Raw genomic sequence first — 15,658 nt, forward strand, 5'->3', positions numbered from 1 at the left:
CTGTTCTATCCTGTAAACTTGACGCTCACGCGTCCCGCCCGTCACGTCCGTCCCGAGCGCCATCGAAACGAAATGACCAGCATGATCGACATCGATCCCCCCGGTTTCCAGTCTCGCCCCATCGCCGGCGAAGAAGGCGCCCGCCGCACCGTGCTATACGGCGGCTACACCGTCTTCAGCGTGTTCCAGCCGGTGTTTTCGGTCGCGCACCGGCGCGCGATCGGCTATCACGCGTCGCTGCGCGCGCACGACGAGCAAGGCCAGCAGGCGCCGTCGCAGGAGGTGTTCACGCAGGCGGCGCGCCGCGGCGACCTGCTCGAACTGGGGCGTCTCGCGGAATCGCTGCATCTGGGCAACTTCAACGCGTTCGATTCGCATGACGAATGGCTCTTTCTGAGCCTGCACCCGGCCGCGCTCATGGACACGAGCTACGGCGACGCCCTGCTCGCCGGCCTCAAGGCGCTCGGCCTGCAGCCGCAACGCGTGGTGCTGGAAGTGTCGGAACAGGCAGGGGGCGAGAATTCGCGCTTCGCGGAGATCATCGACGGATTGCGCAAGGCGGGCTTCGTGATCGCGCTGGATGGCTTCGGCGCGAAGCATTCGAACATCGACCGCGTGTGGCAGGTGCGGCCCGACATCGTCACGCTCGACCGCAGCCTGCTCGCCCAGGCGAGCCGCCACGCGCATATCGAGCGCGTGCTGCCGGGGCTCGTCTCGATGCTGCACGAGTCGGGTCAGCTCGTGCTCGTAGGCGGCCTTTCGACCGAGCGCGACGCGCTGATCGCGCTGGAAAGCAACGCCGACTTCGTGCAGGGCGCGTATTTCGCGCGGCCCGACGTCGAGCCCGTGCCGCCGGCCAAGGCCGCGCAGCTCATGGACGATCTTTCGGCGCGCCTGCGCGAGCGCGTGGCCGCGCGCGAGCGTTCGCAGTCGGCGCGCCTCGCGCCGTACGTGAGCGCCATCGAAGCGGCCGCGAAGCAGCTTGCCGAGGGCGCGAACATGAGCGACGCTACGCTGCCGCTGCTCGGCCTCGACGACACGGCGCGCTGCTTCCTGCTCGACGCGTCGGGCCGCCAGATCGGCGACAACGTGCTGCCCGACGGCCGCACGTCGCAGCGCGCCAAGCGCTTCCGGCCGCTGCTGCATTCTGAAGGCGCAAGCTGGGAACGGCGGCCTTACTTCATCGGCGCAAGGAAGGCGCCAGGCCGCGTGCAGTTCACGCCGCCCTATCTGTCGATCAACGAGGCGCACCTGTGCGTCACGGCCTCGGTCGCCTTGCAAACGGAGCACGGCGTGCAGGTACTGTGCGTCGATATCAACTGGGACGCCGCGTTGCGCGGCTAGCGCCCATTCAGGCCGAGGCCTGGCTTACGCGAGGACGAGCGGCTCGGTGAGCAGCGTCGCGCAGCCGTGTGTGGCGCACGCGCGAGCGGTGACGGTAAGCGTGGACACGCACACCGCGCCGTCGCTCGAAGCGAGCCGGGCCAGCATCTTGCGCACCGCCTCCCCGCCGAAAGCCCGGTTGGCCGCCTGGAGCCGGTTGGCCGGCTCGGCGCTCCCTTCTTCCAACGCCGCGACACAAACCACCGGCTCGGGCAGCCCGTCGCGGTCGTCGCGCACATGCAGCCAGGCGGCGAGCGCGCCGTCCTGCGCGACGAGCGCCACGCCCGGCTCGCCGTCCAGCGCAAGCGCTTCGGCGCGCAGAACGCGCGCAACGGGCGCTTCTTGCGGGACCTCGCTGCGAGACTCTTCGGCCGCGCTCGCCACGACCAGCGCGTTTGCCGTCACCCCCAGCAAATCCATCAATCCCACGCGATCCTGTGCTTGCAGTACGTCACGCAAGCGCTCGACCGTGCGCGCGTGCTGCACTTTGTCTGCTGGCGCCGCTTGCGGCACGGCCTCGCGAGCGAGCCGAACACGGGCGCGCCGCACGATCTGCCGGCAATGCTCGTTCGTGCAGCCGGTGAGCGCGCCGATCTGCGCGTAGTCGCAGTCGAAGGCCTCGCGCAGCACGAACACCGCCTGCTCGAGCGGTCCCAGCTTTTCGAGCAGCAGCAGCAGCGCGTCCGAGAAGCGCCGCGCGCGCAAGCCCGCCTCTTCCGCAGAAGGCGCCGCGTCGTCGAGCCACGCGGCCTCGTGTTCGCCCGCTTGCTCGCGACGCAAACGCCGCAGCCGGTCGATCGCAAGGCGCACGGTGACCGTGGCGAGCCACGCCTGCGGGACGCGCAGGGCTTGTGCGTCCGCGTCGCGCCAGCGGAACCACGCGTCCTGCACGACGTCCTCGGCCTCCGCACGGCTGCCCAGCACGCGTGCGGCCAGCGCAATGAGCCGAGCGCGCGCCTCGCCGAAGGCGGCGGCGCTGCGCGCGTCGTTCCACGCTGCCGGTGCCGGATCGGCTTCGTCGCTCACTGGGGTCGCTGCCTCATTACACCCGGTGCCTTCCGGACTCGTTCCTTCGATTGTGTCGATCGCCTGCGTCATTCGCTTCGCTCCTTCGCCATGCGTGCTCGCTGCCGCCCTTTCCCTCATGACGTCCGGCACGCGGCCGGCGTGACAGCCTCACGCAAAAATATTTTCGTCACGGGCGACCCGCGGCGGGCGTCATGGCAGCAGTGGCGCAATCGCGCCGCCTACGGAAAAAACACGAGGCCCGTCATGCCATCCTTTGCACTGAATCATGCAGCATTGCCGCCGAACGCGCTCAATCTCGTCCCGACCGTGATCGAAACCTCGGGGCGCGGCGAGCGCGCCTACGACATCTACTCACGCCTCCTGCGCGAGCGCATCGTGTTCCTCGTCGGGCCGGTGACCGAACAAAGCGCGAGCCTCGTGGTCGCGCAACTGCTCTTTCTCGAAGCGGAAAACGCGGACAAGGACATCAGCTTCTATATCAACTCGCCGGGCGGTTCGGTCTACGACGGACTCGCCATTTACGACACGATGCAATTCATCAAGCCCGATGTCTCGACGCTGTGCACGGGCTTCGCCGCCAGCATGGGGTCGTTTTTGCTCGCCGCGGGTGCAAAGGGAAAACGCTTCGCACTACCGAACGCACGCATCATGATCCATCAACCTTCGGGAGGCGGCCAGGGCACCGCCGCCGATGTCGAGCTGCAGGCGCGCGAGATCCTGTACCTGCGCGAGCGCCTGAACGCGATACTCGCCGCGCGTACCGGACGCGGCATCGAGCAGATCGCGCACGACAGCGACCGCGACAACTTCATGTCGGCCCACGCGGCCGCCGAGTACGGCCTGATCGACCGCGTGCTCGAGTCGCGCGACGATCCGTTGCTGCGCTAAAGCGATGTGTCCGCGGCTCGCGGGCTCACGCGAGCCGCACGGCGAGCCACGCCGCCAGCACGCCCTTGTACTCGGCGACCAGCAGCTTGCGCTCCTTCGGCTTCGCCGCGGCGTATAGTGGGTTGAGGCTCTTGATGACCTGCAGCATGACTTCGGCCACGCGATAGGCCTCGTCCGACGCAAGCGCCGGCTGATAACGCAGGAAGAGCGCCGTGAAACGCTGGCGCAGCAGATTGCGCACGGCCGCATCGCGCTTGAAGCCGAGCGGCACGGAAAGCAGCGGCAAATACGCGGGATAGTCGTGCATCAGATCGACCATCAAGTCGAACAGCCGCTCGACGAGTTGCGCGAGCGGCAGCTTGCCTGCATCGTCGTGCGCGGCGATGAGCGCGCTCCAGCGCGCGTCCATTTCGTCGCCATAGCGCTTGCGCAGCGCGAGGGCCAGTGCCTCCTTGTTCGGAAAGTACTGATACGCCGCGCCCACCGAAACGCCCGCCTGCTGCGCGATCTGCGTCATCGTCGCCGCTTCGAAGCCGCGCTCGGCGAAGGCTTCGCCTGCGGCTTCGAGCAGCGCGTCGACCGTGCGCGCCGCGCGTTCCTGACGCGGCACGCGCCGGGCGTTGGCGCGTGCCTCTTCCTTTTGCGCCTCTTTGCGCGCAAGCGGGTCTGCCGCCATATCTGAAGCCTCCTTCACATTCGTGTATGATTATGTGAAGCCATCCTCACATATAGGTGAACCATGACGCAAGCACTTTCACTGAATGCGCGCACCACGGCGCTCGTGATGATCGACCTTCAGCACGGCATCGTAGGCCGCCAGATCGCGCCCTATAGCGGCGCGCAGGTCGTCGCCAACGCCAAACCGCTCGCCGACGCACTGCGCGCCAAGGGCGGCACCGTCGTCTGGGTGCACGTGCTCCTGAACGAACTGCTCGCGTTGCCCGCCGACGCGCCCGGCCGCACGCCCGACACGCCGCCCGCACCGGCCGAAGCCTCGGAACTCGTGCCCGAGATCGGCGCGCAACCCGAGGACGTGATCGTCGCCAAGCGCCAGTGGGGCGCGTTCTACGGCACGAACCTCGAGCAGCAACTGCGCCGCCGCGGCATCGACACCATCGTCATCGGCGGCATCGCCACGAACTTCGGCGTCGAATCCACCGCGCGCGCGGCGTTCGATCTCGGCTTCAAGCTCGTGTTCGTCGAAGATGCCACCTCGGGTCTGAACGAAGAGATGCATCACTTTTCGTTCGAGAAACTGTTCCGCCACATGGGCCACGTGCGCTCGACGCAGGAAACCATCGCCGCGTTTGCGTAATTTCGTTTGTATAAAACGCTTCGCACAAAACAAAAAAGCCCTCGACTCGCATCGAGGGCTTTTGCATGTGCCGCAGCCAGTGCGGCGCATTCAGCAGGGCTTCGTATTACGCGAAGTTCTGTGCTGCGAAGTTCCAGTTCACGATGTTCCAGAACGCTTCGACGAACTTCGGACGCGCGTTGCGGTAGTCGATGTAGTAAGCGTGTTCCCACACGTCGATCGTGAGGAGCGCCTTGGCGTCGGTCGTGAGCGGGGTGGCGGCGTTGCTGGTCGACACGATGTCGAGCGAGCCGTCAGCCTTCTTCACGAGCCACGTCCAGCCCGAACCGAAGTTGCCCACGGCAGCCTTCGTGAAGGCTTCCTTGAACGCGTCGTAAGAGCCCCACTTCGCGTTGATCGCGTCGCCGAGCGCGCCCGACGGTGCGCCGCCGCCTTGCGGCGAGAGGCTGTTCCAGAAGAACGTGTGATTCCAGATCTGCGCCGAGTTGTTGAACACGCCACCCGACGACTTCTTGACGATCTCTTCGAGCGAGAGCTTTTCGAACTCGGTGCCCGGAATCAGGTTGTTCAGATTCGTGACGTAAGCCTGGTGGTGCTTGCCGTAGTGGAACTCGAGCGTCTCTTCCGACATGTGCGGAGCGAGGGCGTTCTTCGCGAACGGCAGCGGCGGGAGCGTAAATGACATGATGCGGTTCCTTCGTCGTGTTATGGGGAGTTCTGCGTGATAACCGGCATGGAGCACTCGATTGTAGGCGAGTTGGAATAACCCCGCAAACGAGCGGCCTTTATGCCGGATATCGTTTGCGCAGGGCTTTTCCGAATGAACCGCGATGCGTTTTGCGCCGATGCAACGACGCTCGAACAACGCTTTCCATGCCTGCTTGGCGCGCAGGCGAGACGGCTGCAATCGCGTTGCAATCTTCGCGCAACCGGTGTGCAAACTTCCTGCAACGAGACTGCAACAATCGCTTGCCTCGACGATATTTCGTCGAGGCGAAGCGATCGGGCGATTGCGCCGGTGCCTCGCTGAGCAGCAAGCAACGCGCCCGGCAGGCCGGCTGCGAGCCCAGATCAGAAACCGTCGGCGAGACGCGGCTGGACATCGGCGAGCGCGACGTCGGCGCTGCCCTGCGCGAGATGCACGGTGAGCCGCTTGCCGGGCTTGAGCGTGGCGGGCGAGCGCACCGCTGCACCGCTTTGCGCATCGAGCAGCGCCGCGTAGCCGCGCTCGAACGTGCGTTGCGGGCTCAGCACTTCGAGGCGGGCCGTGAGCTCCGAAACGCGCGCCGCTTCGCGCTCGCGCTGGCGCGCGAAGGCGCCGTCCAGACGCCGGCCGAGCGACTCCAGCTGGGCGTGCTGCGCGGCGGCGTCGGGCCGCGCGCGCTGCCAGCGCATCTGCATGACGTTCAGGCGCGCACGCGCCTCGGCGCTGGCACGCGAGCCGGCCGAAGCGAGCCGTATCGTCAGCTGGCGCAGGTGCGTGCGCTGCTGCGCGAGCCGCTCGACGGGCGAAACGAGCCGGCGCGCCAGCCAGTCGAGCTGCTGCGCGCGCCGCTCGAGCAGACGGCCGAAATCGCGTGCGAGCGTGGCATGGCGCTGGTCGAGGTCGCGCAGCAGCAGCGTGCGCTGCGGACTAACGAGTTCCGCCGCGCCAGTGGGCGTCGGCGCGCGCACGTCGGCGGCAAAATCGGCGATCGTGAAATCGGTTTCGTGCCCCACGCCGCTCACCACGGGAATGGCGCTGGCCGCGATCGCGCGGGCAAGCGCCTCGTCGTTGAACGACCACAGGTCCTCGATCGAGCCGCCGCCGCGGCACAGCACGAGCACGTCCACCTCGTTGCGCGCGTTCGCTGTCTCCAGCATCGCCGTGAGTTTTTCCGCCGAGCCCGCGCCCTGCACCGGCGCGGGGTAGACGATCACCGGCACGTGCGGCGCGCGGCGGCACAGCGTGGTCAGCACGTCGCGCAGCGCGGCGGCCTGCATCGACGTAATCACGCCGATGGCGCGCGGATGCGAGGGCAGCGCGCGTTTGCGCTCAGGGTCGAAGAGCCCTTCGGCTTCGAGTTGCGCCTTCAGCCGCAGGAAGGCTTCATAAAGGCGGCCCTGGCCGGTACGCCGCACGGCCTCGACATTCAGCTGGAGTTCGCCGCGCGGCTCGTACATCGTGACGAGCGCGCGCACTTCGATACGGTCGCCTTCGCGCGGCGTGAATTCGGCGTACTGCGCACGGCCACGGAACATCACGCAGCGAATCTGCGCCTGGGCGTCCTTGATCGAGAAGTACCAGTGGCCGCTCGCGGCGCGCGTAAAGTTGGAAACTTCGCCGGAAATCCATGCAAGCGGGAACGTGCGCTCGAGCATCGAGGCGATCGCCCGGTTGAGCGCCGAGACCGGCACGACGACGTCGCCCGAAGGCGCGGAGGAAGCGGAGAAGCGGTCGGATAGCATGCGTAAGGGTGTTGAGAAACCTTGGCCGGACAGACGATAGACCGTTCGGGGGGCGATAGTCCAGCACGAATGAGACCCGGCCCGCAAGCCCCGCGAAGTGTCCACATCGGCGCTGTCATGCGGCATGCTGACCGCAGCCGGCCCGCAAACGCTGAAAAAATCGCTCACGCCATTGATTTCTATACGTTTTTTATCGATATCACATCCTTACAGGCCGATGGAGAGGCCGAGGAATGGGCTTTTGCGCCTTCCCGGGATGTACTTCTCCACAAAGTTATCCACAGGCGTCGATTTTTCGGGCGTTTCGCGCGGCTTGCAGGCAACCGACAGTTGCGTGCGGCCCGGCAACTTGCCGCGTAACGCCTACCCGCGCTAGAGTGCCGGGTTCACGAACGCCTGTGCCGCATCACTCGCATGCGCAGGTCATTCGTCTGCCGTCCTGTTTGTCGCTCAGCTCACCTGGAACCGGAGAACCGACCCGATGCCCGCCCTGCCTGTCTGCTTCCCGCATACCGCGTGCGGCGCTTCGCGCGCAAATTACCGCGCATATTGCCGATGAGCGGCCCCGTCTCCAGTCTCAAGGAACGCCTCGAAGCGCAGTTTGCGCACGCCTGGCAACGCCGCGGCGCACTCGCCTGGGGGCTCACGCCGCTCGCCGCCGCGTTCGCCGCCGTGAGCGGTGCGCGCCGCGCCGCCTTCGCGGCGGGCTGGCTCAAGAGCGTTCGTGTGGGCGTGCCCGTGGTGGTGGTCGGCAACGTGACCGTGGGCGGCACGGGCAAGACGCCCACGGTGATCGCGCTCGTCGAGGCGCTGCGCGCCGCGGGCTTCTCGCCGGGCGTGGTCTCGCGCGGGTATGGCGCGAAAATCGCCCGCCCCACGCCCGTCACGGCAGATACGCCCGCGCGCCTTTGCGGCGACGAACCCTTGTTGATCGCCCGCCGCACGGGCGTGCCCGTCTGGGTCTCGCCCGACCGCGTGGCCGCGGCCACGGCGCTGTGCGGCGCTCACGGCGATGTCGACGTGATCGTGAGCGACGACGGCCTGCAGCACTACCGCCTGGTGCGCGACGTCGAGATCGTGGTGTTCGACCATCGCCTGGGCGGCAATGGCTTTCTGCTGCCGGCGGGCCCGCTGCGTGAGCCGCTCTCGCGCCGGCGCGACGCCACGCTGGTGAACAACCCGTTCGAGCGCACGCTGCCGGCCTGGCCCAATACGTTCGCGCTCAAGCTCGAACCCGCCGACGCCTGGCATCTCGCCAATCCGGCGCTGCGCCGTCCGCTCGCGCAGTTTGCCGCCGGCGCGGCCGCAGTGGGGCAAGACGCAGGCACACAGGGATCGCCGGGCGCGCTGCGCCTCGTGGCGGCGGCCGGCATCGGTTCGCCGGAGCGCTTTTTCGCGACGCTGCGCGCGGCCGGCCTCGCGCCGCAAACGCTGCCGCTGCCCGACCACTATGCCTACGCAACCAACCCGTTCGCCGACGTCACCGCCGACGCGATCCTGGTCACTGAAAAGGATGCAGTAAAATTGGGGGCCTGGAACGACGCGCGCATCTGGGTCGTCCCCGTTGAAGCCGCGCTCGATCATCGCCTCATTACCCTGGTTGTGGAGAAACTTCGTGGACGCTCGTCTGCTTGAAATCCTGGTCTGCCCGATCTGCAAGGGCCCGCTCAGCTATGACCGCGCCGCGCAGGAGCTGATCTGCAACGCCGACAAGCTCGCCTACCCGATCCGGGACGGCATTCCGGTCATGCTCGTCGACGAAGCGCGTCAAACCGTGGAAGGCACGCCGGTCGATCCGCACGGGCCGAGCGCCGCGTAAGGCGCGCGGGCGGCGGCACCCGCGCCGCTCACTCCGCTCATCTCGTCTTGCCGGCTCGAAACCGGGTCACGCGCGCCGCCCCCCGGCGCGCTGTCGTCTCCCAAGGCGGTTTCCCGAACCGGTTTCGCCAATCCCCCTTTCCTGTCCTAGCTCGAACTGGCCATGACCGCACCCGTGCAACCCTTCATCGCCGTCGTCCCGGCGCGTCTCGCGTCCACGCGGCTGCCGAACAAACCGCTCGCCGACATCGGCGGCAAGCCCATGGTGGTACGCGTGGCCGAGCGCGCGCGCGCTTCGGGCGCGCAGCAGGTGCTGATCGCCTCGGACGCCCAGAGCGTACTCGACGCCGCCCGCGCCCACGGTTTCGAGGCCGTGCTCACGCGCGCCGACCACCCGTCGGGCACCGACCGCCTCGCCGAAGTCGCCGAGCACTACGGCTGGAGCGACGAAGCGATCGTGGTCAACGTGCAGGGCGACGAGCCGCTGATCGACCCCGCGCTCGTGTGCGACGTTGCGTCGCACCTCGCCGCGCACCCCGAATGCGCGATCGCCACTGCCGCGCATCCCATCACGGCGCCTGATGAAATCTTCAGCCCGAACGTCGTGAAGGTCGTGCTGGACGCACGCGGCGTTGCACTCTACTTCTCGCGCGCGCCCATTCCCTGGGCCCGCGACGCCTGGCAGCCCCACTGGTCGCCGGCGCGCCTCGATCTCGGCGCAATGCCCGCCCCGCCGGCTCCCGCGACCGTCTACCGCCACATCGGCCTGTACGCGTACCGCGCGAAATTCCTGCGCAGCTACCCCTCGCTCGCGCATTCGCCGATCGAGCAGGTCGAGGCACTGGAGCAGCTTCGCGCGATGTGGCACGGCGAGCGCATCGCGGTGCTCGTGACGACCGAGGCACCCGCGCCGGGCGTCGACACCCCCGCCGACCTCGCCCGTGTGCAGGCGTTATACCGGCCTTAATTCCGTCCGTGGGGCAAAAATCCCATGGCATAATCAATTGTTTGCGCGAGCCGTCTAAAGCCTTTGTGCGTCGGGGTTTCCCCGCTTTTCGGCACCGTCTTGCAGCGCCGCCCCGTGTCCAGTGCCACTCATGAACACCGGGCGAAAGCCGCGCGGGACATGCCGTCGCCCCCGCCAGCACTGCCTCGACGGCCGTGAGCGAACGGGCGAGGAGACGCACGACGCTGACGATGCCGCCCCACCGCGCGTGCGGGGCAGCCGCCGCGCCGCAAGAATTCACACAGATCGGAGATTGTTCACATGCGTTTGATCCTGTTGGGCGCCCCGGGCGCGGGCAAGGGAACCCAGGCAACCTTCATCAAGGAAAAGTTCGGCATTCCGCAAATCTCGACGGGCGACATGCTGCGCGCGGCCGTCAAGGCCGGTACGCCGCTTGGCCTCGAAGCGAAGCGATTCATGGACGCCGGCGAACTCGTGACCGACGAGCTCATCATCAATCTCGTGAAGGAGCGCCTTCAGGAGCCCGACTGCCAGAACGGCTACCTGTTCGACGGCTTCCCGCGCACGCTGCCGCAAGCCGAAGCGATGAAGCAGGCGGGCGTCGCGATCGACTACGTGCTCGAGATCGACGTGCCGTTCGACGAGATCATCACGCGCATGAGCGGCCGCCGCATGCACCCGGCTTCGGGCCGCACGTATCACGTCAAGTTCAATCCGCCGAAAGTGGACATGACGGACGACGTGACGGGCGAACCGCTCGTCCAGCGCGACGACGACAAGGAAGAAACGGTGCGCAAGCGTCTTGACGTGTACGTCGCCCAGACCAAGCCGCTCATCGCCTACTACAGCGACTGGGCGAAGCGCGGTGAGGAAAACGGCCTGCAGGCGCCGCAGTATCGCGCCATCTCGGGCCTCGGCAGCGTCGACGAAATTCGCGAGCGCGCGTTCGAAGCGCTCAAGTAAGCGGGCCAAAGTCCGCCGGGTCAAAGTCCGCCCCGGAGCCGGTTTCGGCATACTTGCTGGTTTGCCTGCGGGCCGGCTGGCGCCGCACTCCCGAGGTGATTCGGGACGCGACGCCAGCCGGCCCGTTTTGTTTTTGGTGAGTCTCGCGCGCATTGCCTCTCTACGCGGGACAGCATGGCCACAACAACAGGAGACGAAAGATGCAAATCCGCGGCAACGTATTTCTCATCACCGGCGGCGCGTCGGGGCTCGGCGCGGCCAGCGCGCGTCTGATTGCGGCCGAAGGCGGCAAGGTCGTCATCGCCGACCTCAATGAGGACGCCGGCAACGCGCTCGCGAAGGAACTGGACGGCACGTTCGTGAAGTGCAACGTCGCGAGCGAGGACGACGGCGCGCGCGCCGTGGCCGCGGCAACTGCGCGCGGCACGCTGCGCGGCCTCGTGAACTGCGCGGGCATCGCGCCCGCCGTGAAGACCGTGGGCAAGGACGGCCCGCATCCGCTCGACACGTTCTCGAAGACCATTTCGGTCAATCTGATCGGCACCTTCAACATGATCCGCCTCGGTGCGGCCGCCATCGCCCAGACCGCAGCCAGCGAGGGCGGCGAGCGCGGCGTGATCGTCAACACGGCTTCAGTAGCCGCTTACGACGGCCAGATCGGCCAGGCGGCCTACGCCGCGTCGAAGGGCGGCGTCGTCGCAATGACGCTGCCGATCGCGCGCGACCTTTCGCGCAGCGGCATCCGCGTGATGACGATCGCGCCCGGCATCTTCGAAACGCCGATGCTGCTCGGGATGCCCAAGGAGGTGCAGGATGCGCTCGGCGCGATGGTCCCGTTCCCGCCGCGCCTCGGCAAGCCGGATGAGTACGCGATGCTCGTCAAGCAGATCGTCGAGAATCCGATGCTCAACGGCGAGGTGATCCGTCTGGACGGCGCGATCCGCATGCAGCCGAAGTAACGGCGCGGCCTCTCCCCGCACGATAAAAGAAGCCCGCGACGACAATCGCGGGCTTTTTTCTGCGGCCAGGCCGCGGGTTTCAGTCGTTATCGAGCGTGCGCTGGCGCAACTCGTGCAGCTGCGACTCGACGACGGTCGCGTCTTCCGCGTCGGGGCGCTCGTCGAGATAGTGTTCGAGGTCTTCGAGCGCCGGGCGCAGATAGTCGAGCCGAGCATAAGCGAAGCCGCGGTCGCGCACTTCCTCGATGTTCTCCGGCAGCAGGATCACGAGCCGCTGCTGGATGGCCAGCAGGCGCTGCCAGCGCTCGGTCTGCAGATAGACCGACTTCAGGTTGCGCAGCATGCGCGCGACGATCTCGCGACGGGTGGCCGGCTCGAGCAGCATGCGCAGCGCGCGCGCCACGGAATCGCCGGCGTTGGCCACGAACGGCTCGAGCATCTCCACCATGTCGGATTCGGTGAGCGTGCGGCCCGTGGTGGGATCGAGCATCTCGTCGCCTTCGGGCAACGCCACGCGCAGCAGAAAATGTCCCGGAAACGACACGCCCTTCACCGGCAGGCCGAGCTGGGTCGCCATTTCCAGATACAGCACCGCCAGCGAAATGGGGATGCCGCGCCGGCGTTTGAGCACGGCGTTCAGATGGCTGTTTTCAGGGTCGAGAAAGTCGTTGAGGTTGGCCGCGAAACCCATCTCGCGAAAGAAGCAGCGGTTGAGCACGGCAACCTGCTGGCGCACGTCCGCCCCTTCGGGCATGCGGCGGCGCACACGCAGCGCGAGTTCGTCGATCTCGGCAAGCGTGCCTTGCAGATCGAGATCGGGATAAGCGTCCTGCGCGATCGCGAGTGCCGCCTCGGTGAGCGGCAGGCTCTCGTCGTCGGCAACGAGCGCGCTGAAATAATCCAGAACCCGCGTAGTCATCGTCGTCACTTCGCCCGCCTCTTGAAGTACGCGTATTTGAAGCCCATCAGCCAAAGCATACCGAAATATAGCGCCGCGAACAGGACGAGGCACGCACCGAGCAACGCGATGCGCTCGAGCGGCGCATGACGCAGTGCGATCCAGTCGTAGCTGATGGCGCACCAGTGCATCGCCCCGGCCAGCACGAGACATGCCCCGAGCAACTGCACGAAGAACGTCGCCCAGCCGGAGGACGGCATATAGATGCCGCGGCGGCGCAGCCCGATGAACAGCAGCAGCGCGTTCATGCAGGCGCCGAGGCCGACCGAGAGCGTCAAGCCCGCGTGCGAGAAGATCGGCACGAAGAGGTAGTTGCTGATCTGCGTGGCGATGAGCACGCCCACACCGATCTTGACCGGCGTCTTGATGTCCTGACGCGCGTAGAAGCCGGGCGCGAGGATCTTGATGAGGATGAGGCCGACGAGCCCCACGCCGTAGGCCGCGAGCGCGCGGCCCGTCATGATGACGGACGTGGCGTCGAACTTGCCGTAGTGAAACAGCGTGGCCGTGAGCGGCTCGGCGAAGAAAAAGAGCGCGACGGCCGAAGGCGCGGCAAGCAGGAACGTCACGCGCAGGCCCCAGTCGAGCAACGCCGAGTACTCGTGCGGATCGGCATCGACGTGCGCTTTCGAGAGGCTCGGCAGCAGGATCGTGCCGAGCGCCACGCCGAGCAGCGCGGTCGGGAACTCCATCAGGCGGTCGGCGTAGTTGATCCACGACACCGCGCCGGGCCCCAGACGCGAGGCGATATTGGTGTTGATGATGAGGCTGATCTGCGCGACCGAAACGGCGAACATGGCGGGCACCATCTTCGCGAGCACCCGCTTCACGCCTTTGTGCGCGAGCGCCTTGAGCGGGTTCAGGCCGATGCGCGGCATCATGTCGATGCGCTTCAAGCCCGGCAACTGCACGATGAACTGCAGCACGCCGCCGACGATCACGGCCCACGCGAGCGCGTAGACGGGCTGCTTCATGTGCGGCGCGAAGGCCACTGCCGCCGTGATGAACGAGACATTGAGCAGCACCGGCGCGAACGCGGGCAGCGAGAACTGCTTGTACGTGTTGAGCACGCCCGACGCGAGCGACGTCAGCGAGATGAACACGATATAGGGGAACATGATGCGCGTCATCGTGACGGCAAGCGGGAACGCTTGCCCGTCGCTCTTCAAGCCCGACGCGACCACGATCACGACGAACGATGCGCCGAAAATGCCGAGCAACGAGAGGACGGCGAGCACCCAGGCAAGCACGGTCGAGGTGGCGTCGACCAGCGCGCGTGTGGCGTCGTGGCCCTTCTGGTTCTTGAACTCCGCGAGAATCGGCACGAACGCCTGCGAAAAGGCGCCCTCCGCCGAGATGCGGCGCAGCAGGTTGGGAATACGAAACGCGACGTAGAAAGCGTCGGTGTACTGGCTCGCACCGAAGGCGCGCGCAATCAGCGTTTCTCGGGCCAGACCGGTCACGCGCGACAGCAGCGTGAAGCCGCTGACTGTCAGCAGGGCTCGGAATAGATTCATGGGGCGGTCATTATACGGGCGTCGTCCGCTCCATCGCGGATGCGCAGCGCAAAGGTCGGCGCAAAACCCCGCACGACGCCGCAGGCGAGCGGGAGGCAAAGACCAGGCGCGCTGATTGTGACCGTGTCGCGTGAAAGGCGTTCACGTCCGGCGGCGCTTGTCTTCGCTATCGCACTGTGATTGCCACCCTCATGATTCTGTTGCTATAATTATCGATTCGAGTTCTCCTAGAGGGCTCGAAACGCGTCTTGGAAAGGGGGCGGGAAAGCGTCGGCAACCCGGCGTCAGCAACCCGCTCTGGCACAAAAGGCGCGGCTGGTTGAGCGAAACTCAGCTGGCAAATACCGTTTTGAACGTTTGAGGCATCGCTGCCGGTCGTTCAAATCCAGGCAAAGAGCGTCGGTCGCGCCACGCTCCGCAATCACAAGGAATCGCAATGGCAAACTCCGCACAAGCACGCAAGCGCGCCCGTCAGGCCGCGAAAGCAAACTCGCACAACTCGGCACTGCGCTCGAAGTTCCGCACCGCCATCAAGGCTGTTCGCAAGGCAATCGACGCCGGCGACCAGGCTAAGGCTGCTGAAGTTCTGAAGGCCTCGGGCAAGACGCTCGACATCATCGCCGACAAGAAGATCGTTCACAAGAACAAGGCCGCTCGCCATAAGAGCCGCCTGGCTGCTGCCGTCAAGGCAATGCAAGCCGCGCAGTAAAGAGATCCGGATTGCCGGCCACGGCTGGCATCCCCTCTTTGAGCTGCACCACAAAAAACCCGCCTCGGCGGGTTTTTGTTTCTGTCGGGCGCAAAAAAACCCGCCGAGGCGGGTCCGTCCGTTGCCTTCGCCGCGCCGTCAGCGCACGTTGGCTTGCTGCGTGGCGTGGTCGTGAGGCAGTTCGCACGCCTCGGTCACGACGAGGTCGTTGTCCTTCGCGAAGTTCATCACGAAATTGAAGGCCATGGGCTCGATGTCCTTCAGGCGCGAGTCCAGCACGACGACCTTGAGGTCGCCGATCATCGTCGGGCGCACATAGAGCGAGTAGCGCAGATACGCATTCGGGCCGCGAGCATTGGCCGACGCTTTCGGACCAAAGCTCGACATCACCCCGGCGAGGCGCTCCGACCAGTCACTCGGACGAAACTTCTTCCCCGCGCTGGTGATGCCTTGAATGAAGTATTCGGTTGGAGCTTCGTCGGCCATGCAGGAGTACCTGTGTGTGTAGCTGCTGGGTGCGTTTGCAGCGTGTAACGGCGGCACGAGCGCTGCGCCCGCGCGGGTACCGCGGAACGCCGGCCGCGGGGGTCGCCCGCCGCCACACGCATGGACAGTCCGATGGATAGGAAACGGCTGCCGCGCATCCCGCCTGGCGTAAAGTCTCGATAATCGCCGCCGACGCGTGTCGCAAGCAGGTCTCGCAA

16 protein-coding genes are annotated in these 15,658 nt (G+C 66.5%); 9 read left to right on the forward strand and 7 right to left on the reverse strand.

From position 1 onward, the window contains the following. Nucleotides 1-72: 72 nt before the first annotated feature. On the forward strand, nucleotides 73-1,344 hold the full coding sequence (locus BFD71_RS08405) for an EAL domain-containing protein (protein WP_069262783.1): 1,272 nt from the start codon (nucleotides 73-75) through the stop codon (nucleotides 1,342-1,344). A gap of 24 nt (nucleotides 1,345-1,368) precedes the next feature. On the opposite strand, the gene BFD71_RS08410 is transcribed toward BFD71_RS08405, so the two are convergent. Next, entirely contained in the window at nucleotides 1,369-2,481 is a 1,113-nt protein-coding gene (locus BFD71_RS08410; RefSeq protein ID WP_069262784.1) for a sigma-70 family RNA polymerase sigma factor, read from the reverse strand. A 174-nt stretch (nucleotides 2,482-2,655) separates the two neighbouring features. Here BFD71_RS08410 and clpP point away from each other — a divergent pair, with 174 nt between their 5' ends. Next, entirely contained in the window at nucleotides 2,656-3,300 is a 645-nt protein-coding gene (gene clpP, locus BFD71_RS08415) for an ATP-dependent Clp endopeptidase proteolytic subunit ClpP (protein ID WP_069262785.1), read from the forward strand. A gap of 25 nt (nucleotides 3,301-3,325) precedes the next feature. Here clpP and BFD71_RS08420 read toward each other — a convergent pair whose 3' ends face one another. Beyond that, nucleotides 3,326-3,976, reverse strand: coding sequence for a TetR/AcrR family transcriptional regulator (locus tag BFD71_RS08420; protein ID WP_069262786.1), 651 nt, complete (start codon nucleotides 3,974-3,976; stop codon nucleotides 3,326-3,328). 63 nt (nucleotides 3,977-4,039) lie between these two features. On the opposite strand from BFD71_RS08420, the gene BFD71_RS08425 reads away from it, so the two are divergent. Next, nucleotides 4,040-4,615 carry an isochorismatase family protein gene (locus BFD71_RS08425; protein WP_069262787.1) on the forward strand — a complete coding sequence of 192 codons (576 nt, stop codon included), beginning with the start codon at nucleotides 4,040-4,042 and terminating at the stop codon, nucleotides 4,613-4,615. Between the two features lie 106 nt (nucleotides 4,616-4,721). Here the strand turns inward: BFD71_RS08425 and sodB are convergent, their stop codons facing one another. Together sodB and xseA are read right to left on the reverse strand one after the other, a co-directional pair. Further along, nucleotides 4,722-5,300 carry a superoxide dismutase [Fe] gene (gene sodB, locus BFD71_RS08430; RefSeq protein WP_042266176.1) on the reverse strand — a complete coding sequence of 193 codons (579 nt, stop codon included), beginning with the start codon at nucleotides 5,298-5,300 and terminating at the stop codon, nucleotides 4,722-4,724. Nucleotides 5,301-5,686: 386 nt separating this feature from the next. Further along, nucleotides 5,687-7,063, reverse strand: a complete 1,377-nt coding sequence (gene xseA / locus BFD71_RS08435; protein ID WP_069262788.1) for an exodeoxyribonuclease VII large subunit — start codon at nucleotides 7,061-7,063, stop codon at nucleotides 5,687-5,689. Between the two features lie 555 nt (nucleotides 7,064-7,618). Here xseA and lpxK point away from each other — a divergent pair. From lpxK to BFD71_RS08460, 5 genes are all read left to right on the forward strand, one after another. Next, nucleotides 7,619-8,698: a tetraacyldisaccharide 4'-kinase gene (gene lpxK, locus BFD71_RS08440; protein ID WP_069262789.1), complete on the forward strand. Its 1,080-nt coding sequence runs from the start codon at nucleotides 7,619-7,621 to the stop codon at nucleotides 8,696-8,698. Beyond that, a complete protein-coding gene (locus BFD71_RS08445; protein ID WP_042266182.1) occupies nucleotides 8,679-8,882 on the forward strand; it encodes a Trm112 family protein in 204 nt (67 codons plus the stop codon). The genes lpxK and BFD71_RS08445 overlap by 20 nt, the downstream gene beginning before the upstream one ends. A 162-nt stretch (nucleotides 8,883-9,044) precedes the next feature. Next, nucleotides 9,045-9,848, forward strand: coding sequence for a 3-deoxy-manno-octulosonate cytidylyltransferase (gene kdsB, locus BFD71_RS08450; protein ID WP_069262790.1), 804 nt, complete (start codon nucleotides 9,045-9,047; stop codon nucleotides 9,846-9,848). 300 nt (nucleotides 9,849-10,148) lie between these two features. Continuing rightward, nucleotides 10,149-10,811, forward strand: coding sequence for an adenylate kinase (gene adk, locus BFD71_RS08455; RefSeq protein ID WP_069262791.1), 663 nt, complete (start codon nucleotides 10,149-10,151; stop codon nucleotides 10,809-10,811). A 200-nt stretch (nucleotides 10,812-11,011) separates the two neighbouring features. After that, nucleotides 11,012-11,770 (forward strand): SDR family NAD(P)-dependent oxidoreductase, encoded by a 759-nt coding sequence (locus BFD71_RS08460; RefSeq protein ID WP_069262792.1) that lies wholly within the window; start codon nucleotides 11,012-11,014, stop codon nucleotides 11,768-11,770. 79 nt (nucleotides 11,771-11,849) lie between these two features. Here BFD71_RS08460 and BFD71_RS08465 read toward each other — a convergent pair whose 3' ends face one another. Beyond that, nucleotides 11,850-12,689 (reverse strand): SirB1 family protein, encoded by an 840-nt coding sequence (locus tag BFD71_RS08465; protein ID WP_035513442.1) that lies wholly within the window; start codon nucleotides 12,687-12,689, stop codon nucleotides 11,850-11,852. A gap of 5 nt (nucleotides 12,690-12,694) precedes the next feature. Next, nucleotides 12,695-14,245 (reverse strand): murein biosynthesis integral membrane protein MurJ, encoded by a 1,551-nt coding sequence (murJ, locus tag BFD71_RS08470; RefSeq protein ID WP_069262793.1) that lies wholly within the window; start codon nucleotides 14,243-14,245, stop codon nucleotides 12,695-12,697. Nucleotides 14,246-14,681: 436 nt separating this feature from the next. On the opposite strand from murJ, the gene rpsT reads away from it, so the two are divergent. Further along, entirely contained in the window at nucleotides 14,682-14,954 is a 273-nt protein-coding gene (gene rpsT, locus BFD71_RS08475) for a 30S ribosomal protein S20 (protein WP_069262794.1), read from the forward strand. A gap of 138 nt (nucleotides 14,955-15,092) precedes the next feature. Here the strand turns inward: rpsT and BFD71_RS08480 are convergent, their stop codons facing one another. After that, entirely contained in the window at nucleotides 15,093-15,440 is a 348-nt protein-coding gene (locus BFD71_RS08480; RefSeq protein ID WP_069262795.1) for a DUF3579 domain-containing protein, read from the reverse strand. Nucleotides 15,441-15,658: the final 218 nt, after the last annotated feature.

It is taken from the genome of Paraburkholderia nodosa (assembly GCF_001718195.1).
GTDB classification, from domain to species: Bacteria; Pseudomonadota; Gammaproteobacteria; order Burkholderiales; family Burkholderiaceae; genus Paraburkholderia; species Paraburkholderia nodosa_A.